We start from the raw sequence: 26,357 nt of genomic DNA on the forward strand, positions 1-26,357 counted from the left end.
TATAAATTCATCACAGCAAATCTTAATCAATAATCACTTAAGATTTAACGAATTAAAAACATTTTTGATTGGTAAGAAATTTTTATACAGAAAAATTATTTCTATACAAAATATAAATTAGTAATTTTATTTTATGTTTTACTTAATGAATTTATTGCTATTTGCACATGTTTTACAACTTTACATTATTTGTTGTTATTTCTGTTATTTAGGCTTGACTTTCATTACACATTGTTTTTTATTCTAGTTAACATAACGCTTATTTTTAACATAAAAAAATCCTCCTCACCTTCAGGAAGATTTTTTGTTTGCTATTATTTTATTTATATCTTCTAGTAACAATCCCAATTGTAAATGACATTGGAAAAATCTAGATTTAACAAATCTTCCTTACGTATAAAGAAATTAGCAACCCCAGAATCGCCCCACATAATATTTAATGAATCGTCTGTATCGATTTGCAGCAATAATATGTCATGTTGCTGGTATTTTTCTTCCCATTCTCTCGGATCTGTCTGTGTGAAAAATGGATAACCACCAATTTTATGTCCTTGATCTTTACATAAATCATCATACAGTTCGCCTAATTCTGTATTATTTTCTTCATCAACAATTTCTTCCCAATCAATGTTATCACTAAAAATCATTTCAAATCGATAATCTCTTGGTGTTACTGGTTGATATGCCAACTCAAACTTTAGTTTTGCTGCTTCGGGTATGATAAAATTCTCTAAATCTAAAGTGTTTAAATAACTAAAATCAGTAATAACCTTATTTAAATCTTCTATAATTGTAGAATGATAAATAATTCGAAAGTCTTTTTGGACTGTTGGATGATCAAAATCTGCTCCAAAAAGATCTTCTTCAGCACTTATGAAAAACTGTAACATTCCATGTTGAGGCATATGTTCAATGTTTGGTATTTCTTCAAGGTTTAACTGCGCAAGTAGCATCATAGGTTGTCCGTTTGAGTCTTTAGGATGCTCTTGATCTATAGGTAAATACGGATATCCACCAAACTTACTTTCAAAAAGCGTTGTCTCTGCTTGAGTTCCAGACACTTTAACATACGGTTTCACACTTTCTTCTAAAATACTACGATACTGTTCTAGTTCTTTCGGAATTTGAAGTTGATACGTATTCTTCACTACATTTGCCTCCCTTTAGTAATGAAAATGAATTGAAAATGCCTAACTTAATTATATAGCAAGCGATAGCTTAATTGAAAATCGTTAAAAATCCATTTTCACCCTCATTTTTTGCGCGCTTGGTGGACAAAGTAGATTATGTTCTAATACCTTTTTATTAATAGTTCGAATTAAATCCGCTGCTTCTGCAGTATTTGTATTTTCTTTTAGCTTTTCTTTTAAATCGTCAATTTCTTTTGAAAGCTCAATCCACCTAGGTAAAACATGATTATTTGCTAAAGTTCTATAAAGTTGCTTTTCAGGATTGTAAGAAAGATCTTTATCAAGATTAAGAGGTTTCCCTTTACCAGGTAAATTATCAAAAGCTCCTTTCTGTTCTGCTTGTTTAACGATAGAACTAATATGATCCTCATACGTATAGGACCAAACTTTCTCATCTTTTACTAAAATCTCTTGTTTTTTTAGTTTTTTATCGAGTTCTTCCTGCTTCATAGATTTTCTCTCCTTTTTATTTTAAAGTGTGGTTTTTATCTATTTCAAAGCTTTCAATCCATCAAACAACTTTTTTCACCCTCACATGCTATCATGACCGTCTTGAAACTCTTCATAAGTGGTTTTTGTACCCTTTATCTTTTAAAGCTCTATACAAGTGATTATTGGCCGTTAAAAGAGGTTTATTTTCAAGTTGTCCTGCTACCATATAAAAGTGAAGTTGAGTTGCATTAGAATTTATAGATGAAATTTGATTTTCAATCCAAGGAATATCGTTTTCAAAAGTTAGTTCTTCTAGCTGATTAACATGATCACAGCAATACATGGCGGTATTCCATTTTCGTAAATTAAATAATTGAGTGTTTTTGCGATTGAAGATTACTTAATGCATGGATTTTTATTAAAGACAATGAAATGTTCTTGAAGATGTGAAGTTTGAGAATAATTATGAGGTAGATCAAGATGTTTTGCCCTTGCTGCAATGTGGCAGTAAGGATATTTAATTTTGATAGAATGATATAAGAGCCTTGCTACACTTTTGTAATAAGACTCTTTAAATGAGTTATTTACTAGAATAATTGTCTATTGCTTGAATAGAAAGTTCCAACGATTTTATTCTTCTTTCTAAAAGCGTTCTTTGAGGACTCCCAAGCTTTGACTTAACGTAAATCTTTTCAATTGATGGAAGCAAACCAATTAGAACATTACGAGCTTCTGCTAAATCTTCCTGAGTATAATGATGAGTTTCTTGCTTCCAAACACTTTCTAACATAGCTAAGCCGATACTAGCTGCTTTGAGTCTTTTTTTCACTAAAGTAGTATTTGATCCTTTTTGAGTCATCTGTGATAAGGCATTTTCAAGTTTACTAATTGTTGACTGTAAAGATTTTATTGATTCTACTTTATCTATATTTGATACGTTTTTCATGTTAATGTTATCCCTTCTACGTTGCTAACTTGTTTTGTTTAATGTTCAATGAAATCCTTAAAAGTTTGATTTCACTCGAAATATTTTAACATAAATAACTAACTGTATTCGAGTTGGACAATAACTTAAAGCAAAACAGCTATTCCTCTCTCCTCCCCTGTAGCATTCTATTATATGTACTTCTTTCTTCTCATTAGAATTCCTATATAAACTAGTTGTTAATATTGAATGTTTTATGAACAAAAAAACGTACAAGTAATGTAACCTGTACGTTTTCGCTTTTATTCAGTAAGGTAATAAAGTAATAGCTTCCTGGTCTTCTCATAACTTATGAAATCTCTATACAAAATGGGATAATTCACAATTTCTGTTTCTAGAAAACGATATTGCGGAAACCACTCAAAAAACGATTTTCTTAACCACTTTATTTGTTGAAACGTAATGTTCTGTTCGTTTCCATTTAGTACAGAATTTAAAGTAGCTGCTGTATGCATCCAATAATGATTAAAATCAGCGTTTATACAATCATCTTCGGTAAATTTACTTTTTAAGTCTCGCTGCAATTTTGCTGTAGCACGATAAGGAAACGGTTTATGCAGTGGACTATGCATTTTCTGCAATTCTTTAAAAATAATTTGTTTTCCTAACTTCAACTTTCTCCTCCTTTATTTCTCTATCCAATTTAATAAGTTTTCATAATGATATTGAGCATCTATATACCCAAGATTATATAGATTAACGAGCTTTTCCTTATTTCTTTCTATTCCGCTTATAGGAAGCTGTACACTTGGTTGAATTACATAAAAATTATCTTTTTGTTCTTCTCGATTCATATAAGATATCGTCTCATTATAAAAACGATAATGGTCTACTAAATTCTCTGCGATTTTCGGATATTTTCTATATAAAATTTTAGCCAGGCCTGAAAATTTATTTCGCTGCTTCTCATATCCTTCTGGCTTTGTCATAATGACAACGTTCTTTTCATAACCATCCTTTTGGGCTTTCAAAACTGGTATAGGGTCTATAATCCCTCCATCTAATAATTTTCGATTATTATATTCTACAGCAGGTGCTATAAACGGTACAGAGCTTGAGGCGCGAATGATTTTTAAAATATCGTTTCCGTGTTCTGCTTTATTATAATAAATGGCTTGTCCTGATTCGCAATCAGTCGTCCCTATGACAAACTGTTCATTACATTTTAAGAAAGTTTGAAAATCAAATGGTACAATTTTATTAGGTACTTCATCAAATAAAAAATCCATTCCGAATAATTCGCGTTTTTGAATCAAATTTCGATAAGATATATAACGGTGATCTGCTACTAGCTCTGTATTTACTTTCTTATTTCTCCCTTTTTGACGTGATAAATATGTTGCTCCCATACAGGCTCCAGCTGATACACCGACTACATACGGAAAGAATAAGTTCTTTTCCATGAAATATTCGAGTACACCTGCAGTATATAAACCTTTCATTCCTCCGCCTTCTAATACTAAACCTATATTCTTCATGCTATATCCCTCTGCTTCTTTTTTCTTAATTTCATATTAGCACAAGATTTTAAGATGAGGTTATATAAACTAATTACAACAATAACCAGAAACTACTAAAGTAATGTCATAATATCTTTGTGAGTAACATGTTACAATATAAGTAATTCATTCCACATATATTAAAGGAGGAATTTAATATGGGTTTATTTAGCGGTATTTTAGGAAATGCATCAAATACGAGTTCTGAAAGTGTAGAACGTGATTTAGAGAAGATTATGCTAGACGATGAAAAAGTAGAGCATGCTTATAAATTAATTCGTGATCTAATCGTATTTACAAATCGTCGTCTTATTTTAGTAGATAAACAAGGAGTAACTGGCAAAAAAACAGAATACCATTCTATTCCTTATAAAAGCATTACACAATATAGCATCGAAACGGCTGGGCATTTTGATTTAGATGCAGAACTTAAAATTTGGGTCTCTAGTATGGAGGATCCAATTACGAAAGAATTTAAAGGTGACGATAGTATTTTAAGCATTCAAAAAGCGTTAGTAACCTTTACGGCAAAGTAGTGGTTTTCGTATTTTTATTCATTTTTAAAATTACTAATCCGAGTATTTTGGAAGAACATACATTATTTTTGTATATTTAATCTAAAATAACATAAAAAGGTAAAGCGTATTTTATATGCTTTACCTTTCTTTTTTGTAATAAATAAGTGTAGTTTCATCATTTAATTTCTTTATAACTTCTGTTCTTTTATACTCCATCTTTTCATACAAAAAACAATTTTTCTCTTCTTCTAAAATAGTAGCAAGTTCCCAGCTCGTTGCTTCAGGAAACATTTCCTCAATTAATGTAAGTACCTTTTGGGCAATTGCTTTTCCTTGATAACTCGGATGAATAAACATTGGACTGATCCAAAATTTAGAGGGTGTTTCTTTTTGTGAAATGCATATCGCTCCAACAAGATTCATTGCCACTATTATTTTATAGAAGCCACCGTCTACATGATTTATTCTACAAATAGTTTTTTCGATAGTTTCATTTGCTGGATTAGTTTCATAGTCTTTATATTTATGTAATAAAGGGCTAAATGAGTCTATTTGCATTTGAAATATAACTTCTGCATCACTTTCTGTCGCCTTCTCTAATATAATCTCCATGTTACCAATTAAGTCGCTTTCTTAACGAGGTAATATGAGCGGTATGATGACGACCATGCCATGCGTATAGTCCTATTGCAACAGCAAGTTTTGTTTCACCAGTTTCAGGATGGTTAAATGTCTTTTCTAAATCTTCAATTTCTAGAGAATATAAAAGGTTAACCCATCTTTTATGTAATGAATCTAGCATTACTAGTGAAACATCTACCGGTAATTTTGAATCGGGTAACTCTGCCCACTTCTCTTCTTTATACGGCTTAATAGTTGGATTCTTTTCTGTCAGTGCTAATTTAAAGCGTATGTAGCTATTCATATGGCTATCAACAACGTGATGAACTACTTGACGTACAGTCCACCCTCCAACGCGATATGGTGTATCTAACTGCTTCTGATCTAAATCTTTAATTGCCTTTGTTAGTTCATGAGGTAAATCTTCAATTTCTTGAATCCATGTATCAATCATTTCTTCAGTTATAGGACGTTTGTATGTAAATTGGCCAATTGGATAACGTAAATCATTCATGAATAAGTCCTCCTTATTATAAGCGTGAAGTATTTCTCCAAATATAATGTACAAACTTCACATGTTCTCCATTTAATTCTACAGAAGTTGTATCTGATTCGTTTTGATAAGAAGAAAATCCGCTTTTTTCTAGTACAATTTTTGATGCGAGATTATTAGTAGTTGTTTTAGCATGAACCCCATGAATTTCATTATTTTTCGCTACGTCTAAAATTAATTTTACGGCTGCTGTTGCAACTCCTTTTTTAGTAAATTTTTCTCCGACCCGATACCCTAGCGAACTAATTCGAGTTTCTGTATCTATATCTACTAAATTTATTCGTCCTACAATTTCTTTTTCTTCATTACGAATTAAATAAAAATAAGAATCTCCATCCGCCTGTTCTATTAATAAATCGTCTAGTAGTTTTTGGAAATATTCAAATTCAAAATATTTCGAGCCGCGATTTGGTACCATTGTTTCAAAAAAAGATTTATTCGTAAGTTCAAACATAAATAAATCCTTAGCATCTTGTTTCTTTAGTTGCTCTATGTATATTTCCATCCCGTATTCTCCTTCTTGATTTACTAACTGTTATACATTCTTTTTTAATCAATTATATTCCTGCTATTTCTTTCGATTAAGCAATACAGATAGTAGCACTTTCGGATGAAAAAGATGAAATGGACTACGAATCAAATTCATCACTCGTACTAACCGAATATAAACATCAGAATTACTTGCGGATAGTCGATATATTTGTTTCGTATACCATAGCTGAAATTTTTGTTTTGTAGTTAATTCTCTCTTTAACTGCGGGTGACGTGATATTTCCGTTGTTGTCATATCCCATGGGGTTTCTATTATATTAGCTGCCTTTTTATAAAATTGTTGTGTAAATGTTTTATCAAGTTGTTTTCTACCTTGCAGAAGTAATTGCAATTGGTGAGCCTCCATAGCAGCAACTGATACACCTTGGCCGAAAACGGGATCAAAACGACATTGCGCATCTCCAACAACTAATAATCCTTCTGGTACATTATTCACTAAATCAAATCGCCGGCGTACTTGATAAGGAATTTTGTATGTCTTTATATCAGTAATTCCCTCAGCCTTGTTTAGGAAATCTGTAACATTAGAAATTGATAGGTTTTCAGCAAAATCATAAAACTCATCATCTGTTTGTGGTGCTTTCTCGTTTGCGTATCCACTGAAAGTAACAAAATAACGATTATCTTCTATCGTTTGAATAAGAACGCCATAAGGGTTATCAGGGAAACTCGGAGACATTAACATATTACAACAGTCTAACTCCTCATTTTCTTTAAGTTTGAACATTTTCGTTGCGTAAAATAAATCAATACGAACTTTCTCTTCTTGTACTTCAATTCCGTATTCTCGTAACCACTCTATACTTTTTGAGCCAAATCCACTCGCATCAACAACAAGATCTGCATGGACTTCTTCTTGTGTATCAGTCTCTAAATATTTAACTTTTACTCCACACACTTTGTTAAGCTTTTCATCTATCAATAACCCTTTAACCAATGTTTCATATTTAATAGTAATATTTGAAATTTGATGTATTCGTTTTTGAATATGCCATTCTAGCAAAGGACGACTTTGTTGAATCATATGTACTTCCCCTATGAACGGTTGTTTCCATAGACCGAATTGATGCCATTTCAAATCACGTGTAAAGTTGTTTATAATACTGCCCGCTTCTATTAATTCATGCGTAATAGTAGGAAACAATTCTTCAATTGCTTTTTCTCCACCTTTTAATAACACGTGAGGATGATTACTTTGTGTAACTCTTTTTCTTGAAGCTTTTCCATCCCATTTTTCACCGACTTCTAAAATGATTACTTCTTTAAAAGAAGTTGATAATGCTTTTGCTGCAAACTTTCCTGCCATACTTCCACCAATAACGATAGCCTTATTAAACATGTTTTCCCCCTTAATAAAAAGAGATCCTGCCTTGTATGAATGAAACAGGATCTTAAACTAATTAACTTCTTTTTCATTATACTTAAAATACATCAGTAAATTGCAACGTTAAAATTAAAATACCTAATCCCCATACGTAATACGCGAATACTTTTAAGGAGTGGCGTTTTAAATATTGAATCATCCATGAAACGGCTATGTATCCAAAAAACGATGCTGATAACGTTCCGACAATTAAAGATGTACTAGAAATAGATTCTGCTTTCCCTTGAAAAACGTCTACAAATTGCAAAATGATAGCTCCGGCGATTGCTGGTGTCGAAAGTAAAAAAGAAAAGTAAGCAGCTGTTTCACGGTCTAATTTTCTCCATAATGCAGCGACAATTGTCATTCCAGAACGGGAAATGGCTGGAAAAATAGCAGCCGCTTGAAATGAACCGATAATTAATGCGTCTTTATATGTTATGTCATCCATTTTTTTACGACCATTCTTTTGTTTATCTGCCATGTAGAGAAAGAATCCGGTCACTAAAAACTCCCAACCGATTGTGATTCCTGTTTTTGAAATATCTTCAAAGAAGTCTTTAAACAATAAACCAATTACAACTGCGGGTATTGTCCCAACGATAAGTAATAACATGAGCTTTGAAAATGGGTTTTTAATTAAATATATAAATTCTTTTTTGTAATAAATAAACACTGCAAGTAAAGTCCCAATATGCAACATCGTATCTAAAAATAAGCCTGCTTCATCTAATTGAAATAAATGTCTTCCTAAATAAAGATGTCCGGTACTACTGATTGGTAAAAATTCTGTTAAACCTTGAATTATACCTAATATGAAAGCTTCTAACCAATTCATGATGGTCTCCTTTCTCTTTTGCTTGTACCAATATATGAAGGTTAAATTTTCGATATGAAAAAAACTATATTTCTCTATGAATTTACTTTTAATTTATGGATATATATGTAAAGAGAATTAAGGAGGGTTATTATGTGGAAGCACACAAAATTCGGTAATGTATTACTTTGGATGGGCCCTATCCTTGTATTTTTAGGACTATGCATGACAAATGTTATTTCAGATATTCCTTTCTTTGAGGGAAAACATAAAACGCTTGGTATTGTACTTATATTTATAGGGATATTCTGTTTTATTGTGGCTAATCATTTAAAAAAAGGAGAAAGATATGAAGAATAAATCTAAATAAAAAACAATCCTGGCATATTAGCTAGGATTGTTTTTTATTAATGTTGATTATTTGTAGAATACTTTATCAACGTTATATTTCGCTTTGTATTCATTAATGATATATGTTTCGTAAATTTCTCTTTCTGTTGGATCTTCTACGATACATGCATCAATGCGGTATACTTCATCACGGTGATTTTTAATTGGTGATACATTATCTTCAAAATGCTTCTTAATACGTTGTCTAATTTTACGAGCTTTACCTACGAAAAGTAGTTCGTCATTAATATTGTAAAACATAAAAATGCCGCCTTTATCTCTAGGGAACAAGTGGAAATCGATAAATCCATTAATTGGAGTAATGATTGGCTCGTCTCCTTTAATAACTTGTTTACGTTCAGTAATTGTAACATCAACTTCAGGGATACTAATTTTAATCAAGTTCATTCACGTCCTCTTTTATTATAAAGATAAATAATAGCATACATAAGTAAGAAAAGCTATGTTCAGGGGCATATTTCATTTTATAATTCAAATATTATAGGTGTATCATGTAAACTTTTCTTCCAAATCATATGATCACTGGATTCTCCCCAGTAATCTTTCAATACATAGCTAGGTTTTCCGAACTTTTTCATCCATATACTTTGCGCATTTTTATATCCACTATCTAAACAATATTCTGTTATCCCTCTGCTAAGTAATGTAAGAAACATTGTATGTAGTAATAAACTCCCTATTCCCTTTCTTTGATACTCCGGAAGTATGAATACAGTTCCTATTTCATACAAATTTTTAAGTACACCACCTGTACAACTAGTAATCAATGTACTTGCTGGACCGGTTTCGATTGTTCCAATGATTTTATCATTACTTGTATCAATCGCTAATAAAAAGTAACGACTTTCTCCGTTACTTTCAAAATCACTTTTCAAATACTGCTTTTTTGAGTTAATTTCATTTTCTATATCATCCAATAATTGTGACAATCCTTCATTTTTGTATGTATTCGTAATAACGATACGGAAAAATAAATATAGTTCATCTACATCATTCAAATTCGGTCTTCTAACTGCAACGTTAGTCATGAATGCATTCTCCAATCTTCATTATGCCATTGTCAATACAACACTTTACATAATCTATTCATCATTATTCTGCAAAAACCTGCATAAATCCAGCAGTATAGAAAGCTCAGTATAAATATTGATAAAATAATTTTTATGTCCATAGTTGTATGAACAGTAGGACCAAGTACCGGAAAACGGAAAATATCGAGAACGATCATAATCCCTATAAGTAGACAAGTCGCTGAAAAGGAAACAATCCAAATTCTCCTCTTGAATTTTAAAAAGGCTAGTCCTAAGGCTAGACCTAATAAGCCTGTAGTAAAAGGAAAGACAATTAGTTCACTTGGCTCAATAATAAATAATAGAAAAATAGTAAGAATATAAGAAAGTATTCCCTCACGAATAGAATAGAAAATAGCAAAAAAAATTGGCAATGTCGAAAATGGACTAATGAGTAAACCTATACCAGGAACTAAGTTTCCTGCTGCTTGAAACATGGTGGCCAATGCACTCATTAAAGCTGTAAGTACTAACTTATTCGCAAGGGACAATTTTCTTTTATGAACAAAGTTCGTATCATGTTCTATCATCAATTGATACCAATAACGTACAAACCAATTCATTAAAATACCCCCTAAAGATACCTCATTCATTACTTTCTATATTATTCATACACTAGTGGTTTATGAGCTGCTTTCTACTTGTTATGAATTACTAGACAATAAAAGACTTTTAGGGGGATAAATTGTGCGTTTTGAAACAAAATGAATTCCCTGGATTATTAAACTGCGAGTGTATATCGTATCAAGGAACAATTTCGAAAATGGTACCTTTGTTAAAATCAGTTACTTTCATAGAACCGTAAACTCCTAAATATAATCTAGTTTGATTCAAATTTGTTCCTAAACTCATATAATAAGCTTCTTGCGTACCAAAATCATAATTGGTTTCAATAGCATGAAACTCAGCATGTTTACCGTCTGTACCTGCTCTAGTATAGGCTAAAACCCCCTTAACTGGAGACTGTGATTCTTCTTTCTGGGCAAGGTCAGTAAATACGACGCTACTTGTTAAATTCGGGATTGCAGTTCCCATATACGGCTGAACTCCTGTAAGTGAAGTTCCTCCAAATTTATCGGGTCTGGAATCTTTATGAAAATAACTAAGTAGAGGCAGAATACGCTTCACTGAAGTTTGTATCGTTTCATCATAATAAGCCATTGTTCTCTCATCCAAAGTCTGATTCTCAGAACAATGTCGTATAAAAGAAGTAGGTAAATCCCCTTCCCATCCTCGCCACCCAAAATTGATAAACCCATCTTGAGTGGGAGTTAGCCTCATAAAATGCATTTGAACAAGTTCTGTAACCGGTATAGGTTTATATTGAATAAATGAAAAAATAGACTCTACAATATCCTGTCCGACATTTCCGGTGTATTTGATATATTGATTATAAAACCTTTGAAATGAAATGCCAGTTATATTACGTACTCCTTTTGCAATTACTGTAAGTGTTTCTTGTATAGATAAAGGAAGTTCATCGAAGCGTGTAACTACAGGAGGGTTATTTATAAATGTATTTTTACTTACATCGATTTCAATTATTTTACCTGCTATTTCTAAATCATCTTGGCTTAAATTAAATGGATCATAACCTGATCCGCCATCTCCATTTGTAAAAACAAGTTTTCCAGTCTCAGGTGAAAAGTTTAAACTATTGACTCCGTTATGATTAAAAAATGGTCTTCTTACATTCAGTAATGTTCGTCGCTTTTGAGCTTGACCATTAGATTGTAAATTCCATTCTTCCACAGTATCAATGTGATCATATTGCGTATTTCTATTAACCCACTTTAAATTTAACGTTTTAGGGTCACAAGGATTCGGTTTAAATTGTTCAGAAAGTGCACCTAGCCCTTGAGTTCCGGCTACTGAATAATGAAGATAAAATAACCCATTTTGATAAAATTTTGGATGGAACGCAAGTCCTAGCAATCCGCGTTCATCATAACCGCTACTAGAAACACCTTCTTCAAATGTACCTAATTTAATAATTTGTTGACGAATATCTAAAAATGTCTTTATAACGCCGTCCCCTATGTAAAAAATCTCTCCTAATTGGGTTGCGATAAATAGTCTTTCAGTCGATTCACCTGGAAGTATCGTTGTTTTCAATACGGTTGGTAAATTTATATTATGAATAATGGGTCGTAAACTAACTTTAACTTTTGTCAATTAACTGTACACCCCTTTTTCTTCTTTTTTATAGAAGAATATGATTAGAGTAGTTCTGTTAGTATCGAATAAGTCGTATTCCTTTTTATTACAATTTTGTATATAATATAATTATAAATACTCTGGGGGACGAACTATGATAATCGTACTACAAATCATCTTACCAATAATTTTCGCAGTCTATTTATTTACCCTCTATCGTAATACGACTATTGGAAAAGCCGCTTTTCTTTTAGCGATCATTATAGGGATTTTCGGTTTGGAGAATATTTTTCAATATACTAGTCTAACAGATCATGCTATTTATCCATATTGGGGAAGTTTGAAGGCTGTTGTTATCGTTTTATCAGTCGTATTTCTATTTAAAAAAGGTGGTTTAACAGGAAAATATTGATTTGTAATGCGTTACATATTTTCTTGTTAAATTGCTTTTATTTTATAAAAGAAGAAATATTTATGTGAAAATAAGAAGGGATGTGTTACATATGTCTATAAATATTATTTCAATAATCTCTATCATAATATGGATTGTGTTAATTACAGAACTTATAAAACCTTCAAAAGAACAGAATGGACGAAAAATAGTAACTTTAGTAACTGCTGGTTCCGTATCAACACTTATTTTGACGGTTTCATTTATTCAAAATATCCCGTTTTGGAATTGATAGTGATATAACTAACAAAAATATGTATAAATAAAAAGATTAGGATTCACTCCTAATCTTTTTATATTTTGGGATAGCACCACATGCCCAGCAAGCTAAGGTCTTGAAGTAGCCCCTAAACAAAATTTTAAATTTTTCTAAAGTTATTTATGTGAATTCAAATCATTTTTAGGAACAATGCATTTCTTAAGTTTATGGCGATGTAGCGGGATAACCATTTGTTCAACTGGATACTACATGAAATTATAAAATTAGTACCGTACATATTAGACATATCTAAAATGTACGGTACTTTTGTTTACTATTGGTACACTTATCTACTTAAAGGTAAGTATGTGGTCCTTTTACAATTTGAATTTCTTTTTAAGTTTCTTATATTTTCTGTACGAACGTCTAACAATGTTTAACATAAAATACGGTATTTTAACGGGGAGAGGCAATTTATAAATGAAAGGAAAATAAAAGGTGAAATATGCCTTTTCTAGGTCTCTCCACTTACTATCTTCTTTTGTTTTTAAGAAATCAGATACATCGACTACATATCCCCTTCCTTTTTCCATCATCACATTTTTCCCGTGAACATCACAAGGAGTTAACCCTTGTTCCCTCGCATACTCTAAAGCCTCATTAATATCAAGTATTACTTGCTTAGGAATTTTAATCCCCTTATGAATAGCATCGTATAAGGTAATTTCTTTTAAACGTTTCAATACTATGAAATTTTCTCCTTTATATATAAGCTTTGAATAAGAAGGATGATCTCCAATTCTTCGGTATACTTCTGACTCTTTTTCAATTCCTTCTCCTTCTCGCACGTAAACTTTCACTACCCAATCTTTGTATTCTTTGTGCATGAATACTGCGGCATAATTACCTGTTCCTAAACACTTCCAAAGTCTAGGAATATCTTTAACTACTACAGGCTCGAATTCATCCTCACTTCTTATACTTACCTCTTTTAATAATTCATCCTTTATCAATCCCACAAAACTATTTATACTCATCATTCCCACTCCGGTTTTGCTAAAAGGGGGCCCACCCACATTTTAACGAAAATATACACTAAGCGAATTTTAGCATAAAACGAGTCATCTTTCTTCTTAAAATAAAAAGCTAACTCGTTTTATTTAAACTGTTGAATACTTAATATTTATTCCGTTATTCATAGCCAAAAACCGTACGATATAAAAATATTTCTAACTATTTTCATTTTTTCAGAGTCAACTGTATAGGGCTTTTCTTAGTACAAGTTCTCTTAGTAAATTACCTATACAAAATCTATATTACTCTATTTTATAATCTAAAACATTGTTTAGAAGTGTAGCAAAGGTTTGTTAATGGTTCAATTCTTGTTCCACTACTATCTTTGTTAGCTAACACTTTTATTGTTTTAATAATCTTTTGTTTAATTCCCACAATGCTGTTTTGTTACTATCCCATTTCAAAAGCGTTACTGCTTCCTCAAAGCATAACCATTTATAATGGAAGTGTTCTTTAGATAATGATATGTTTTTTGTAGGGACTTTAACTCCAAAAGAAAATTCTTTTATTACATAAATCTCTTCTCCCCAAAGGAATCCTCCAACTACATCCTCTACTGGTAGTGAAGACACAGAATCTAATTGTATATATGGACATTCTCTTGTAATACCAGCCTCTTCAAACGCTTCCAGTTTTGCTGATTCAATAGGAATCTCACCGTCTTATCCGCCACCAGCTATTCCTTGCCAATAACCATAATCACTTCGGTTAAAAATAGCATATTGAATAGAATCGTCAGTTTTTATATAAGGAAATATCAATACTTGATATGGTGCTCTCATTACTTAACCTCCTCTCGAAAATAAGTTTTAAATCAATATGAATAAAGAGCCGACATCACAATTCTACATTATTAATGCAGGTTTATAATGTTGGCTCTCTATTTTTAAAGAATTTTATTTTTCATAAACAGGCTTACTCTTAACAGAGGAAAAACTGCTTATTCTCTGTCGAATTTGTTTAGCATGGTTTTTCCTAAATGTTAGCAGTACCCTATATTATTCAATTGCGCCAGCAACGTCATAATCATTTAAATCTAATTCAATCGGTTGTCCGAGCGCTAATTTAGCAAGTTCCGCTCCTAAGTATGGACCAGCTGTTAAACCCGAAGCTCCTAATCCATTCGCAACGAAAATTCCTTCAAAGTTAGGTAGCGGTCCGATAACAGGTAAGAATCCTGGTGTGAATGGTCTGAATCCAACTCTCGTTTCAAGCATTGTAGCATTTTCTAAGCCAGGTGCAACTGCTAATGCCTTATGGAATACTTCATGTAAACCACCTGCTGTTACACGATGATCGAAACCAGTATCATTCTCATGTGTTGCACCAATTACGACATGACCATTGTCAAACGTTAAAATATATTGATCGTTTGGTGGCATAACAACTGGCATATTTTCTGTTGCTGTATTTTCAATTTGCAGATGAACAATTTGTCCTTTTTGGAATGTAACTAAGAAATTAATTCCTAATGGGTTCAAGATTTCATTCGCCCATGCGCCTGCAGTTACAATAACCTTTTCCGCTAAAATTGTTTCATCGTTTACTGTAACTCCAGTAATATGATTTCCTTCACGGACCAATATGGCATCGCCTTTTATAAAAGTTGCACCATGTTTTTTCGCAGCACTTATTAATGCATTGCGTAATAATCTTCCATTCACTCGTGCAGCACCACTAATATGAACAGAACTATATTCGTCTGATAATGCTGGGAATAATTTTTTTGTTTCTTCAGCTGATAAGCGAGTGATTTCACCAATCTCTGGGGCATCTTCACGTCGTTTATAAGCTCGCTCTTCCATTTGATCTAACTTTTTCTCGTCAGTATGTAAACTAATTGCACCCACACGATTATATCCTGTGTCCGTTTCACCGTCTTCTTCTAATTGCTGAATTAACGAAGAATAGTAACGTGCACCGCCTTTAACAATTTTATACCATGCTTTATTACGACGCTGTGATAGCCATGGACATACAATACCTGCTCCTGCATCAGTTGCTTGCCCTAATTGTTGGCGATCCACGATAGTAACATTCGCACCTGCCTTAGCAAGATGATAAGCAGTAGACGCTCCTAAAATTCCAGATCCAACTACAATATACGATTTCATTTCAAACACCTTTTCTCTTTTGCTAATTATATAAATATAAGAACATTCCTTAGTATAATGGAAGGAATACTTTTTTCAATGTACTCATCACAATTAATTGTTGCAGCATTGTGACTTTCTTAATCATCATTTTTTCTTCTTACGGAATAACTCAATTGTTTTATAGCCTTGTGAAAGGATTTCTATCATTTTCTCTAGACGTTTTTCACGTGTTTTTTCTTGTTTTACAGAAAAAAGATTACGTGCCCAATCTTTCTGATATCCAGGCGTTAAACTTTGATAAAACTTAAGTTCATTTGGGTGATTTGTTAATAATGCTTCAACATCTTTAATTTGATCTGCATAATCGGCAACACATTGACTCATAGCAGATGTTTTCGTTGTTTTTTTCTTTTCACGTTTTAAACCTACAACAGTAAAGACTTCATCCATACTTACCATTCGTGAAAATTTAATATCGCTTTCTCCCACATAACCATCTTCTCCAACGTTTAATGCCGGAAACATCTCATCACGGTGAATAAACGTACTATAACGAGCATTACCTTTTTTCGGATATGCGAAGAATACGTAACCTTTTTCAATTAGTAATTCTTCATTACTAATAATAAAATTCGTTTGTTTCACCATTTCATCAAGCGTTTCTACAAATATAAAGATAGCATCGTGTTCTTTTGAGAATGCATTTTCTTTACCTGTAAAAATGTCATAATCACTTGGTTCGTTAATAACGACCATATTTGTATACTTATTAAGTTTCAATTTATCAATAACTGACATAATAATCTTCCTTTACATTCAAAATTCATTGTACATACTTTTTCGTACTGTTCTAGTGTATTATATGTATTAAGAAAATCAAACTTTAAATCGTGTTGTTCTGCCGCAAAAGAACATAATTCTTTAATAGATAGGGTGGTTTTATGCCATATGTAATCCGAGATGAAGGGCTAGTTTTACAAGGGGATGATGGAAAAGAACCAATTTTTCATACATATGAAGAAGCTGAGGAAACATTAAAAACATTAACTATACCGCAGTTTCCGAAACATATTAGAAGAAAACCATTTACACCAAAAATAATAAAGATAGCCGCTTCTGAATAAGAACCGGCTATCTTTATTATTCATAACTTAATAGCAAATAAAGTATATAAAAACTCTTTATATTGATCTTCTGTAATTTCACGCTTAGTTTTTTCCCCATGAATAATTTCGGTTAAACTTGTATTCGTTAATGAAATATGGCCAGAGTTCGTCAACTTTACTGCAATTGGTCCCTTATTAAAAATAGACTTCTCATCTTCTATCACTCTTCTTTGAACATCATTTACTACTATCTCATCAATAATATGTTTATAAAAAGCATGACAAACTTTCCATTCTCCAGCAGCATCTTTTCTTTCTAAAACATAATTTCCTTTACTCGTATCTTTTCGTCTCACCCGGTACGAACCATTTTTTGAAGAAACAGACTCGCCAGTAAAAGGTACAGGAACAAGAGGTACTAACGAAGCTATACCTACATCAATTAAATACTGTACATTATCATAAGTTAAAATAATTGTTATATGGCCATCCTCAAGTGCCCATGCTTTTCTATCATTTTTATAAACCGTACCTAATGCCAGTTGTACATCATAGCCACAGTCTTTTAAGAAATAGTAAAAAAGGGTGTTTAATTCATAACATAGGCCACCACGAGAGTTCATTAAGATTTTCTCTTGTAAGTTTTCTTTAGAAATTACTTTTGCATTACCCGCTATAACATCTAAATTCTCAAATGGTATAGTGTGTGCAAATGCAAAGAGAATTGTATTTAATTCTTCAAACTTCACTTCAGTACGCTTTGCAAGATTCAATCTTGTAAAAAGCTTATGTTGTAGACTTGTCATAGTCAGCACCCCTTAAAATGTATAAGTTAAAATAGTATATGCTGATTGTAAATTTGATGGGGTACTGAAACAATGTACATTTCGTTTAACTGTACCGGTACAAAAAGTCTAACCGACAAGATCACTTAAGATAAGAAGCTACGAATAGAAATTTAATAGTTTGTCTATAGGTAGATTATTATGATCGCTTAAATCAACAAAATACTGAAGTTGCCACATTTGGCTCTTTTTAGCTTGATTGCTAACAGTGGTATCCCAAACAGGATAAATTCTCATTGCCATTTTCCCTGTTTGACTTGGTGTTCTCAATATTTTTTCTTTAAGAAGAATCTCTTTAGGAAAAATAAATTGCCCTTGTTTATTATCAGCAATACAAGTGATTACTAATAAATCAGGAGCAGCTTCATAAGAGAAAGCTCTATTTCGCATATTTTCATCTTTCTCCCAAAAAGAAACAAATTGCCCAATTTTATTAGGAGTAACTTTTGATTTTCTAAAACGAATGGTTTTGTTATTTAAGTGGAATAAACATCCTGCATATTCTGCGTTTTGCTTTTCTTCTTTTAGATTCGTAATCATTAAATTGTTAGGTTTGTAAACTATATTATTTAAATTTTGGATTATATTATTAAAATTGTTCAAAAAAACTCCCCCTTTATTCATCTCTTAGTTTACCACAAACATCAGTTCTTCTATATCGTATATAATTATGAACTAAGTGAAATGGGGGAATTTAGCAGGATATAATTATTACTTTAATGTACTTAGTTTTTCAATTGCTTGTTGTTCAGTTGCTAAGTAAAAAATGTCATTCCCTTTATTACATTCATAAATAAAATCCTTTAAGCTTTTACTAGTATACATAGAGAAATCCCCAACAATAGCAATCTTTACCTTGTAGTTTATAAACTTTTGAAGGATATCCCCCGCAAGCCGTGTTTTTAGATTAAAGAAATCTTCACTTATTAAAGATTTATGGATAATAATATGTTTCGCATCTACCTCATATTGAACTGTTGCCATAGTATCTAATGCAGACTGAACATCCGATATTAATACCTTATCGTTTCTAATGACCGCAATATTGATTCCATCGATTACTAATTTCTTTATTTCCATAGTCCCACCCCTTTATAATTTACACAGTATGAGTAAAATTGTTTTACAAAACTTCGTATTAATCATAGATTAAATTAGCCTCAGCTATTAAAATCGCATCTATTTTTTATTGTAAATATCTATTTTTTATTACTAATACGGTCAATGAAATTAATGATAGTTTCTCTTTTTTTATATTTTTGAATATATATAGAATTACTTTTACTTGTTATAAAAATATTGTGGAGTAACATAACTTAACAAACTATCCAAAGTGTTAATCTCGGCATACGGTTGTATTTTGGTAGTATTCTTGATCTTCTGAGGGTTAAACCACACACCTTTTATATTTACATTTTGAGGACCAGCAATATCCTTTTCTAAGTCATCACCAACAAATAAAGTATTTTCCGGCTGTAAATTTAGCTTATTTAATGCTAGTTCGAATATACGTTTATCAGGTTTACTAAATCCCACTTCTTCAGAAATAATGATTGTTTCAAAATACCTATTTAAATTCGTGTTAAATATTTTAGCTTTTTGCCTCTGAGTTGATCCATTTGTTATAATTCCAACTTTAAAGTGCTTCTTTATTTGATTTAAGAAATGAATAGTATTTTGGTCTATTGAAAAACATCTAGGGAAATTATTATTCCAAAAATCTTGGATGTAATTGCGTGGCAATCTATACTTCGGCGTGAATTCATCAAACAATGATTCTAAAACTGTCGTTTTATTACTTATGCCATATTCTCTTTTATCGTATTCTTTGAATTTCTGTAACATGTTGCTTTTAACTGCATCACTAACATCCTCATAACACTTTTCTAAAACAATTAAAAATAATGCCTCTACTGCTTTATCCCTATCAAGTAGTGTATCATCTAAATCAAACAGCATCGCTTTATAACCCATCAAATAATTTCACAACCTTTCTAACATTATATAAATCTCTCCAAGTTTGTACCTTTAAACTTTTGGTTTAGCCAGAACATTGTTATGTAGTGATTAACGATTAAATAGAAACTAGATGAGAGAAATCCAAAGTTCTTGGCACACACTCTAGTATTACAGTAGCTTCTTCTATATTGAAATTCCTTTTCCTCTTTTGGTAAAGAAGCAAAAGTGTATTTTTGCAAATTTTAAGAAATTACATACGATTCGCATTATTATACATTAGTTTTTCGTAAATATTAATCGTACATCAATTCATACGATAAGTTTTTTAAAGCAATTATTTCTCCATAAAAAAGTAATATAGCTAATAATACTTTTTGGTAGTAAACGTCCTATGAAGTTTACTACTGTATCTCCACATAAACTCCAGATAGTACGGCTATAATGACTACCAGAGGTGATATTATGAAAAACTATCATATTCTCGTGGTAGAGGACGATCAAGAAATTCAGGAATTAATTAAACAATTTTTAATGACACAGCAGTATACAGTGGTAGTCGCTTCAGATGGACTAGAGGGTATGACACAATTTAATAAGCAATCATTTGATTTAATTCTTCTAGATGTCATGATGCCTAATCTTAATGGATTTGAAGTTTCTAAAATGATCCGAAGTCAGTCAAACGTACCAATTATTATGCTAACTGCGTTGGAAGAAGAGGAAGATCAAATGAAAGGATTCGATCTTGGGATCGATGATTATATAACAAAACCCTTTTCATTTCATGTTTTGATTAGACGAGTCGAAGCTGTACTTAGAAGAAGTTATGATAAAAATGTAAATAATCATTTGATTTTTAAAGAAGTTCGTATCGATGTGGATGCATATAGAGTGTATGTAAATGACGTTGAAATTATATTAACGACAAAAGAGTTTGAAATTCTACAACTACTATTTCAAAATGAGAGAAAAGTACTTACAAGAGAAAATATCGTAGAGAAGGTTTGGGGGTACGATTATTTTGGAGAAACACGAATAATTGATACACATATTAAAAATCTACGTAAAAAATTAGCTATCCCTTATATTAAAACAATAAAGGGTATTGGTTATAAAATTGATGAATAGTATTGTGAAACTCATGAAGATGAAGCAAATTACTTATAAACTCTTTATGACTACATCTCTCATTTTGTTATCCTTTGCAGTATTGATTTATTTAACTTTATACTTCTTTCTCCCTACATTTTATGAGCAATACAAAACAGATCAACTTCAAACAGGGATAAAAGAAATCATTGATAAGTCTAAAGATCTTACGTTTCAAGATGCGAAACCACTTTTTGATGAATATGCAAAAAAAAATAATGCGATGCTTTATCTTCAAAATAATGAGGGAATAATTAAATACTCTCCTTCATTTTCTTTTACTCAAAGTGGTTCGCAAACAACAGTAGTTACTAGAGCAACACGGTTCGAGAATGTAGGTACCCTTAGCAATTCATATAACGTTACGAAACCAATTCAATTTCAAGATGGTAGTTTAACGCTTGTAGTGTTTGCTACATTTCAACCGATTGATGAAGCTTCACAGGTTTTAGTACGCTTTCTCCCCTATATTAGTATCATTGTACTCGTAATTGGTATAGGGAGTGCTTATTTTTATTCCAGGTTTATTACAAAGCCACTTATTTATATTAATGAAGGTGCACAAAAGATGGCAAATTTAGATTTCTCCGAAAAAATTGAGGTTCGCTCTACAGATGAGTTAGGAGAATTGTCTAATAGTTTGAATGACATGTCTATTAACTTACAACAAGCTATGTTTGATTTAAAAAAAGCAAATGAACAATTAAAAAATGATATTGAAAAAGAAAGAGAAATAGAAACAAAACGCAGAGAGTTTTTTGCGATTGTAGCACATGAATTAAAGTCCCCTCTTACTGTAATGAAAGGATACTTAGAAGGGATGATATACAATATTGGCCCTTATCAAAATCGCGATCAATATTTAAAGAAAAATCATCAAATTATTGAAAGTATGGAACAATTAGTTCGTGAAATTTTAAGTGTATCGAAATTAGAACAACACACCTTCAAACTAAAAGTAGAAGAAGTTAATCTTTTAAAATTAATAGGTACAATTACAAAAGATCTCGAATTTTTTGCTTCTCAAAAAAGCATCGAAATAATAAAAGAAATTGATTCTGACCGTTCTATTTATACAGATTGTGCTCTTTTAGAAAAAGCATGTAAAAATATTATCCATAATGCGGTTATGTATTCCCCACATAATGAAAGAGTCTATATAAAATTAAGTGAGGATTCTAAACAAAGTAAAATCGAAATGCAAATTATAAATACAGGTGTCAATATTAAAGATGAAGATTTACAACAAATTTTCAAACCATTTTATCGAATTGAAAAATCAAGAAATCGAAATACTGGAGGAAGTGGTTTGGGGCTATATATTGTTAAACAAATTCTTGAGACGCTAGATATAAAGTATTCAATAAAAAATATGGAACATAGTGTGCAATTTCGCATGAGTATTCCATTATCTAAACATAAAAAAACAAACAAACTCTCCTTTAAATAGGACGAGTTTGTTTGTTTTTTTGTAGTAAATATAAACTTATTAACAGGTTTTTCATTTAATGACATATGCTGCTTTTTAAATGGCGATTGTCATAAGTCAACTTAAATATTTACCTTCTACTATAACAGCAAAAAACGAAATTCCGCTTAGCAGCAAATTAGATTCTCTTATTTGACATGCATTTCATCTATGAAACTGAAAAGGAGGATGAAAAATGCATATTTGCCTCCATTTTTCAGATTAATTTGGAATTCTTTTATGATAAGCTATATGTAAAGATTAAACATAAAACATAAAGGATGATTCGTATGCAAATAAGACCAAAGATAAGTGAATATAACTCCTATTATGCAACGTATACCAACTTAGTATCAGACGGAAATATCATACATATTCTAGAACAACAAATGAAGGAAACAAATCTTTTATTAAAGGGAATTTCTGATAGTGAGGGACTTTTCCGGTATGCTCCTACTAAATGGAGTATAAAAGAAGTAATCGGTCATATAGCAGATACAGAAAGGATTATGGCGTATCGATTGCTATCTATCGCTCGAGGCGAGACAGCAGAACTTCCAGGCTATAATGATGATATGTATGTTCTTAGAGCTGCTTTTGATAAGCAATCTATGCAAGATCTTCTTGGAAATTTAATAGTTGTTCGCCAATCTACCCTGTATTTACTTAGAAGCTTAGATAAAGAAGCTTGGTCTCAAAGAGGAAATGCGAACAATTCTGAAGTTACAGTTCGTGCATTAGCATACATCATTGCTGGTCATGAGCTTCATCATCTTCAAATAATAAAAGAACGTTACCTTGGTTCTGATGCATATCCAGCAAGTTAATATTTAAAGAAAAAGAATCCTATTTATGTAGGGCTCTTTTTCAGTATTTATAACGGATTAACGCTTAGAAACATGGCAATTAAATGCATTTATTTATAAAATTCACCACATAATATATATGCTATCCCCTCTTATTCTGTACATAATTTTCTTTGGGCTGATATACTATAAATACAATAGTTCTGGAAAGGTGATGATATTATGTATGAACAACAAAATAATAGAGATAGAGATCAAAAAATGATGTTTTCTATGCAGGGAGTTCCCTCAAATAAAATTAACATGAATCAATTACCTAAATGGATTAGAATTTTTGGCTATTGTGCGTTTGGTTGGATAATAGTATTTTGTTTAATTATGATTGTAGGTTTAATTCTGCAATAACTATACAGATACACAGTTAAACGGGACAGTATTTAGATTATATATCTAGGTAATGTCTCGTTTTTTTATGTGTGATTATCCCATGATATAGATAACTAATTATAATAAAAAGAACTTGTAGAATATCCTACAAGTTCTTTTTCAAATATTATTAAAACGGGAACAACAAACTATTTTAACATTCAGTACAGGGAGACCATTTGGGTTATGGCTTGATTTTATTATAAATCAAATATAAGCTTTTGAAAGAGATAGATTTTGAAAATTATGTGAATTGAACAGTTATGATGTTTATATTAGATTTCATTTACGACCAACTTCTTCTTACTTAAATACACTGCACGATCTGATTTTTTAGCAACCTCCTGTGAGTGCGTCACAACAATAATGCATTTATTCTCTTTATGTGCAAGTTCTTGAAACAGTTCTATTATATCCATTGCGGTTTCCTCGTCGAGGTTTCCTGTCGGCTCATCTGCAATTAGTAAATCAACATTACACGATAGTGCTCGAGCAATTGCTACACGCTGTTGTTGTCCACCGCTTAGTTGCAGGACGTTTCGTTTCGCTTCAGCTTCTGAGAGTCCTACCCTCTCTAATAATTCTAATGCTCTTGCTGTTTTATTTTGCACTTTAACACCTGTAATTTCCATTGCTGTTAAGACGTTTTGAAGAGCGGTCATATAGGTAATTAAGTTATAAGATTGGAAAATTACAGATACATTTTGATTACGGTATCGATCCAAACCAATTTTTCTAATATCTTTGCCATTATACAGTACATAACCATTTTTAGGGACATCCAGTCCACAACCTAAACTTAGAGTTGTGGTTTTACCAGATCCAGATGGTCCTAAAATCGTGTAGAAATGTCCTTTTTGAAAAGAAAAGTTAACATTATCTAGTATCGCTACATTTTTTCCATTACTTTCATAATAATAATCCAAATTTTTAAACTGTAAAATCGTCTCCATATCGATCCTCCTCATTCATCTTTTAAAAGAATTTGTTTTGGGTTTAAACGTAGAATAGATAATGCTGGAAGAAGCGTTGCTATTATAGCAATAGCTAGTCCAATTCCACCCATTTTCCCTACATCTTCTCCTGTTACACTTACATCAATTTTATCAATCGGATCTTCTTTTTGATTTTGTAGAGTACCACCAGATCCAGCCATCATTACAGTACCATGTTGTGAGGTATCTGTTTCTTCGCTTGCAGTAGCTATTTCATTCGAAAGTAAATTATCCCCGATATATTGAGAAACTTTAGCTCCTGTTGTTATGGATAATCCAAATGCTAAAATAGCGACACATACTACTTCTACTACGAACTGTGCCATCAGTTTCCACTTTTTCTCTCCAATGGACAATAGAATTCCCATTTCTTTACGACGTCCTTTAATTGATAGCATAATGATTAATCCTAAAATAATCGCACCTGCAATCGATACAATATAAATAATCATTTGAGAAGTCGAAGAGATATTTTCGATAGGACCAATCATTTGCTTGTACAATGAATCATGCGCATCTAATTTATAATAATTAAAATCAATATTAGATTTTTTTGCTTCTTTTTTAAATGCATCAATATATTGTGGGTCATTCAAGAAATACACGACTTGAACACTACTTATACCTTGATCCACTTCTAATTTTTTCATAGTTGAATGTGGCATATATAGTTTATTAGCCGGATCCATTATAGGAGGAGCCTGTTGACTCATTGCTTGCTCATTGGTTTCGTAAATACCGATAATTTCAACCTCAAGGGTTTCCTTCTTATCCCCTGATTGTACTTTAACTTTGTCTCCTACTTTCAAATTGTTTAATTCCGCTAATCGTTTTTCCATTAAAGCTACATTCTGATCCTTCATTTGCTCTGTAATTGGTTTTCCATCAATGATTTTACTTTTTCCGTTTTTAAAGCTTTCTTGTAATGCAGTCTTGCGAACTCCCTCAATCATAAAAGAAGCATTCATATCTATTTCTGTACCAGAGCTTGAACCGCCTCGCACAGCCGCCATTCCCACTTTACCTTTACCTTCTTCTTCTCCTTCTGAAGCTCCTACTAGTTTAAGTCCATCAGAAATACCGAATGTGTTAGCTATGTAATTATAGTCTTTTACATACTTGGACTTTGCTAATTGATCTGTTTCTTTTGTATCGAGCTGCGGCGGATTTGGCATTTCTCCAGTTTCCTTAGCTTTTTGACCTAATTTGTCGAAATCAAGACCTAAAGTAACATCTGCACCAAGTTTTTTTCTTGCAGCATCCGCTGCTTTTTTTGATGCATTTTGGATTGTGAAACCTGAAAGAACCAAATTTGTAACAATCAGAAAAACTGCCATCAAAATTAATGATGTTCCTATCCTTTTTTTCATACTGAGAATTGCTCGTTTCATAAAATTCATTTTTTCTTACCTCCTTGATAACTTGTATTCTATATAGGTTATCTAGAGTTTATATGGAGCTAGTCGGTAGTTTAACTAGAGATATAAGGAGTTTATGTGTAGTTATTTACTTGTTCCAGAAAAGCTAGAACACAAATTCAAAAACGCAGCCGTTTTTGAATATTGGTAAGGAGTTATTCCGTTTAATAAATTTGAGGGTGTTGCAAAACTAAAAT

General features: G+C 31.8%; 31 protein-coding genes and 2 pseudogenes. 9 read left to right on the top strand and 24 right to left on the bottom strand.

Going from position 1 to position 26,357, the window contains the following annotated elements:
* Window positions 1–332: 332 nt before the first annotated feature.
* The 5 genes and pseudogenes from RT27_RS27850 to RT27_RS27875 form a co-directional block, all read right to left on the bottom strand.
* Window positions 333–1,148 (bottom strand): YwqG family protein, encoded by an 816-nt coding sequence (locus RT27_RS27850; RefSeq protein WP_006929708.1) that lies wholly within the window; start codon window positions 1,146–1,148, stop codon window positions 333–335.
* Between the two features lie 84 nt (window positions 1,149–1,232).
* Window positions 1,233–2,105: pseudogene (locus RT27_RS36290) on the bottom strand (DnaJ family domain-containing protein); the annotation flags it as partial.
* Between the two features lie 97 nt (window positions 2,106–2,202).
* The gene (locus RT27_RS27865) at window positions 2,203–2,568 is read right to left on the bottom strand and encodes a hypothetical protein (protein ID WP_029442483.1); all 366 of its coding nucleotides are present in this window, start codon (window positions 2,566–2,568) and stop codon (window positions 2,203–2,205) included.
* A 281-nt stretch (window positions 2,569–2,849) separates the two neighbouring features.
* Entirely contained in the window at window positions 2,850–3,221 is a 372-nt protein-coding gene (locus tag RT27_RS27870; protein WP_029442484.1) for a YxiJ-like family protein, read from the bottom strand.
* 12 nt (window positions 3,222–3,233) lie between these two features.
* Window positions 3,234–4,085: a patatin family protein gene (locus tag RT27_RS27875; protein WP_043938414.1), complete on the bottom strand. Its 852-nt coding sequence runs from the start codon at window positions 4,083–4,085 to the stop codon at window positions 3,234–3,236.
* Between the two features lie 179 nt (window positions 4,086–4,264).
* Between RT27_RS27875 and RT27_RS27880 the strand changes: the two genes are divergently transcribed.
* On the top strand, window positions 4,265–4,642 hold the full coding sequence (locus RT27_RS27880) for a PH domain-containing protein (RefSeq protein ID WP_043938415.1): 378 nt from the start codon (window positions 4,265–4,267) through the stop codon (window positions 4,640–4,642).
* A 120-nt stretch (window positions 4,643–4,762) separates the two neighbouring features.
* Here the strand turns inward: RT27_RS27880 and RT27_RS27885 are convergent, their stop codons facing one another.
* From RT27_RS27885 to RT27_RS27905, 5 genes are all read right to left on the bottom strand, one after another.
* Window positions 4,763–5,236 (bottom strand): GNAT family N-acetyltransferase, encoded by a 474-nt coding sequence (locus RT27_RS27885; RefSeq protein ID WP_043938416.1) that lies wholly within the window; start codon window positions 5,234–5,236, stop codon window positions 4,763–4,765.
* A 1-nt stretch (window position 5,237) separates the two neighbouring features.
* A complete protein-coding gene (locus RT27_RS27890; protein WP_000999062.1) occupies window positions 5,238–5,759 on the bottom strand; it encodes a YfiT family bacillithiol transferase in 522 nt (173 codons plus the stop codon).
* A gap of 16 nt (window positions 5,760–5,775) precedes the next feature.
* A complete protein-coding gene (locus RT27_RS27895; protein WP_043938417.1) occupies window positions 5,776–6,303 on the bottom strand; it encodes a GNAT family N-acetyltransferase in 528 nt (175 codons plus the stop codon).
* 63 nt (window positions 6,304–6,366) lie between these two features.
* Entirely contained in the window at window positions 6,367–7,689 is a 1,323-nt protein-coding gene (locus RT27_RS27900) for an FAD-dependent monooxygenase (RefSeq protein WP_043938418.1), read from the bottom strand.
* An 82-nt stretch (window positions 7,690–7,771) separates the two neighbouring features.
* Window positions 7,772–8,551 (bottom strand): undecaprenyl-diphosphate phosphatase, encoded by a 780-nt coding sequence (locus RT27_RS27905; protein WP_016081372.1) that lies wholly within the window; start codon window positions 8,549–8,551, stop codon window positions 7,772–7,774.
* Between the two features lie 132 nt (window positions 8,552–8,683).
* Here RT27_RS27905 and RT27_RS27910 point away from each other — a divergent pair, with 132 nt between their 5' ends.
* Window positions 8,684–8,890: a hypothetical protein gene (locus tag RT27_RS27910; RefSeq protein WP_000265470.1), complete on the top strand. Its 207-nt coding sequence runs from the start codon at window positions 8,684–8,686 to the stop codon at window positions 8,888–8,890.
* Window positions 8,891–8,947: 57 nt separating this feature from the next.
* Here the strand turns inward: RT27_RS27910 and RT27_RS27915 are convergent, their stop codons facing one another.
* The 4 genes from RT27_RS27915 to RT27_RS27930 all read right to left on the bottom strand — a co-directional run bounded on the left by RT27_RS27915 (window position 8,948) and on the right by RT27_RS27930 (window position 12,186).
* Window positions 8,948–9,328 (bottom strand): nucleotide excision repair endonuclease, encoded by a 381-nt coding sequence (locus RT27_RS27915; RefSeq protein WP_001048947.1) that lies wholly within the window; start codon window positions 9,326–9,328, stop codon window positions 8,948–8,950.
* A gap of 77 nt (window positions 9,329–9,405) precedes the next feature.
* Window positions 9,406–9,969: a GNAT family N-acetyltransferase gene (locus tag RT27_RS27920; protein WP_016081371.1), complete on the bottom strand. Its 564-nt coding sequence runs from the start codon at window positions 9,967–9,969 to the stop codon at window positions 9,406–9,408.
* 32 nt (window positions 9,970–10,001) lie between these two features.
* Entirely contained in the window at window positions 10,002–10,574 is a 573-nt protein-coding gene (locus RT27_RS27925; RefSeq protein WP_043938419.1) for a hypothetical protein, read from the bottom strand.
* Window positions 10,575–10,755: 181 nt separating this feature from the next.
* The gene (locus RT27_RS27930) at window positions 10,756–12,186 is read right to left on the bottom strand and encodes a PQQ-dependent sugar dehydrogenase (RefSeq protein WP_043938420.1); all 1,431 of its coding nucleotides are present in this window, start codon (window positions 12,184–12,186) and stop codon (window positions 10,756–10,758) included.
* Window positions 12,187–12,322: 136 nt separating this feature from the next.
* Between RT27_RS27930 and RT27_RS27935 the strand changes: the two genes are divergently transcribed.
* A complete protein-coding gene (locus tag RT27_RS27935) occupies window positions 12,323–12,580 on the top strand; it encodes a hypothetical protein (protein WP_043938421.1) in 258 nt (85 codons plus the stop codon).
* 91 nt (window positions 12,581–12,671) lie between these two features.
* The gene (locus RT27_RS27940; protein ID WP_000026312.1) at window positions 12,672–12,851 is read left to right on the top strand and encodes a hypothetical protein; all 180 of its coding nucleotides are present in this window, start codon (window positions 12,672–12,674) and stop codon (window positions 12,849–12,851) included.
* A gap of 344 nt (window positions 12,852–13,195) precedes the next feature.
* On the opposite strand, the gene RT27_RS27945 is transcribed toward RT27_RS27940, so the two are convergent.
* The 4 genes and pseudogenes from RT27_RS27945 to RT27_RS27960 all read right to left on the bottom strand — a co-directional run bounded on the left by RT27_RS27945 (window position 13,196) and on the right by RT27_RS27960 (window position 16,786).
* Window positions 13,196–13,855 carry a serine/threonine protein kinase gene (locus RT27_RS27945; protein WP_016081367.1) on the bottom strand — a complete coding sequence of 220 codons (660 nt, stop codon included), beginning with the start codon at window positions 13,853–13,855 and terminating at the stop codon, window positions 13,196–13,198.
* A 378-nt stretch (window positions 13,856–14,233) separates the two neighbouring features.
* Window positions 14,234–14,674, bottom strand: a pseudogene (locus RT27_RS27950) (NUDIX pyrophosphatase).
* A gap of 216 nt (window positions 14,675–14,890) precedes the next feature.
* Entirely contained in the window at window positions 14,891–16,006 is a 1,116-nt protein-coding gene (locus tag RT27_RS27955) for an FAD-binding oxidoreductase (protein ID WP_016081365.1), read from the bottom strand.
* Between the two features lie 126 nt (window positions 16,007–16,132).
* Window positions 16,133–16,786: a YdeI/OmpD-associated family protein gene (locus tag RT27_RS27960; RefSeq protein ID WP_043938422.1), complete on the bottom strand. Its 654-nt coding sequence runs from the start codon at window positions 16,784–16,786 to the stop codon at window positions 16,133–16,135.
* 143 nt (window positions 16,787–16,929) lie between these two features.
* On the opposite strand from RT27_RS27960, the gene RT27_RS27965 reads away from it, so the two are divergent.
* The gene (locus RT27_RS27965) at window positions 16,930–17,112 is read left to right on the top strand and encodes a hypothetical protein (RefSeq protein WP_001147158.1); all 183 of its coding nucleotides are present in this window, start codon (window positions 16,930–16,932) and stop codon (window positions 17,110–17,112) included.
* Between the two features lie 20 nt (window positions 17,113–17,132).
* Here RT27_RS27965 and RT27_RS27970 read toward each other — a convergent pair whose 3' ends face one another.
* The 4 genes from RT27_RS27970 to RT27_RS27985 all read right to left on the bottom strand — a co-directional run bounded on the left by RT27_RS27970 (window position 17,133) and on the right by RT27_RS27985 (window position 19,913).
* Window positions 17,133–17,900, bottom strand: coding sequence for an arylamine N-acetyltransferase (locus RT27_RS27970; RefSeq protein WP_043938423.1), 768 nt, complete (start codon window positions 17,898–17,900; stop codon window positions 17,133–17,135).
* Between the two features lie 138 nt (window positions 17,901–18,038).
* Complete coding sequence (locus RT27_RS27975; RefSeq protein WP_029442496.1) at window positions 18,039–18,542, bottom strand: MepB family protein; 504 nt, start codon at window positions 18,540–18,542, stop codon at window positions 18,039–18,041.
* Window positions 18,543–18,650: 108 nt separating this feature from the next.
* Window positions 18,651–19,019 carry a DUF4180 domain-containing protein gene (locus tag RT27_RS27980; protein WP_029442497.1) on the bottom strand — a complete coding sequence of 123 codons (369 nt, stop codon included), beginning with the start codon at window positions 19,017–19,019 and terminating at the stop codon, window positions 18,651–18,653.
* Between the two features lie 201 nt (window positions 19,020–19,220).
* Window positions 19,221–19,913 (bottom strand): HAD-IA family hydrolase, encoded by a 693-nt coding sequence (locus RT27_RS27985; protein ID WP_043938424.1) that lies wholly within the window; start codon window positions 19,911–19,913, stop codon window positions 19,221–19,223.
* Window positions 19,914–20,360: 447 nt separating this feature from the next.
* Between RT27_RS27985 and RT27_RS27990 the strand changes: the two genes are divergently transcribed.
* The 4 genes from RT27_RS27990 to RT27_RS28005 all read left to right on the top strand — a co-directional run bounded on the left by RT27_RS27990 (window position 20,361) and on the right by RT27_RS28005 (window position 23,726).
* Entirely contained in the window at window positions 20,361–21,026 is a 666-nt protein-coding gene (locus tag RT27_RS27990) for a response regulator transcription factor (RefSeq protein WP_000800739.1), read from the top strand.
* Window positions 21,019–22,497 (top strand): HAMP domain-containing sensor histidine kinase, encoded by a 1,479-nt coding sequence (locus RT27_RS27995; protein WP_043938425.1) that lies wholly within the window; start codon window positions 21,019–21,021, stop codon window positions 22,495–22,497. Before RT27_RS27990 ends, RT27_RS27995 begins: the two co-directional genes overlap by 8 nt.
* 308 nt (window positions 22,498–22,805) lie before the next feature.
* On the top strand, window positions 22,806–23,342 hold the full coding sequence (locus RT27_RS28000; protein WP_029442499.1) for a DinB family protein: 537 nt from the start codon (window positions 22,806–22,808) through the stop codon (window positions 23,340–23,342).
* A 201-nt stretch (window positions 23,343–23,543) separates the two neighbouring features.
* Window positions 23,544–23,726: a hypothetical protein gene (locus RT27_RS28005; RefSeq protein ID WP_029442500.1), complete on the top strand. Its 183-nt coding sequence runs from the start codon at window positions 23,544–23,546 to the stop codon at window positions 23,724–23,726.
* 296 nt (window positions 23,727–24,022) lie between these two features.
* Here the strand turns inward: RT27_RS28005 and RT27_RS28010 are convergent, their stop codons facing one another.
* Complete coding sequence (locus tag RT27_RS28010; protein ID WP_000447852.1) at window positions 24,023–24,700, bottom strand: ABC transporter ATP-binding protein; 678 nt, start codon at window positions 24,698–24,700, stop codon at window positions 24,023–24,025.
* 11 nt (window positions 24,701–24,711) lie between these two features.
* A complete protein-coding gene (locus RT27_RS28015; protein WP_043938426.1) occupies window positions 24,712–26,142 on the bottom strand; it encodes an ABC transporter permease in 1,431 nt (476 codons plus the stop codon).
* Window positions 26,143–26,357: the final 215 nt, after the last annotated feature.

Source organism: Bacillus sp. L_1B0_5, assembly GCF_000836715.1.
GTDB classification, from domain to species: domain Bacteria; phylum Bacillota; class Bacilli; order Bacillales; family Bacillaceae_G; genus Bacillus_A; species Bacillus_A thuringiensis_S.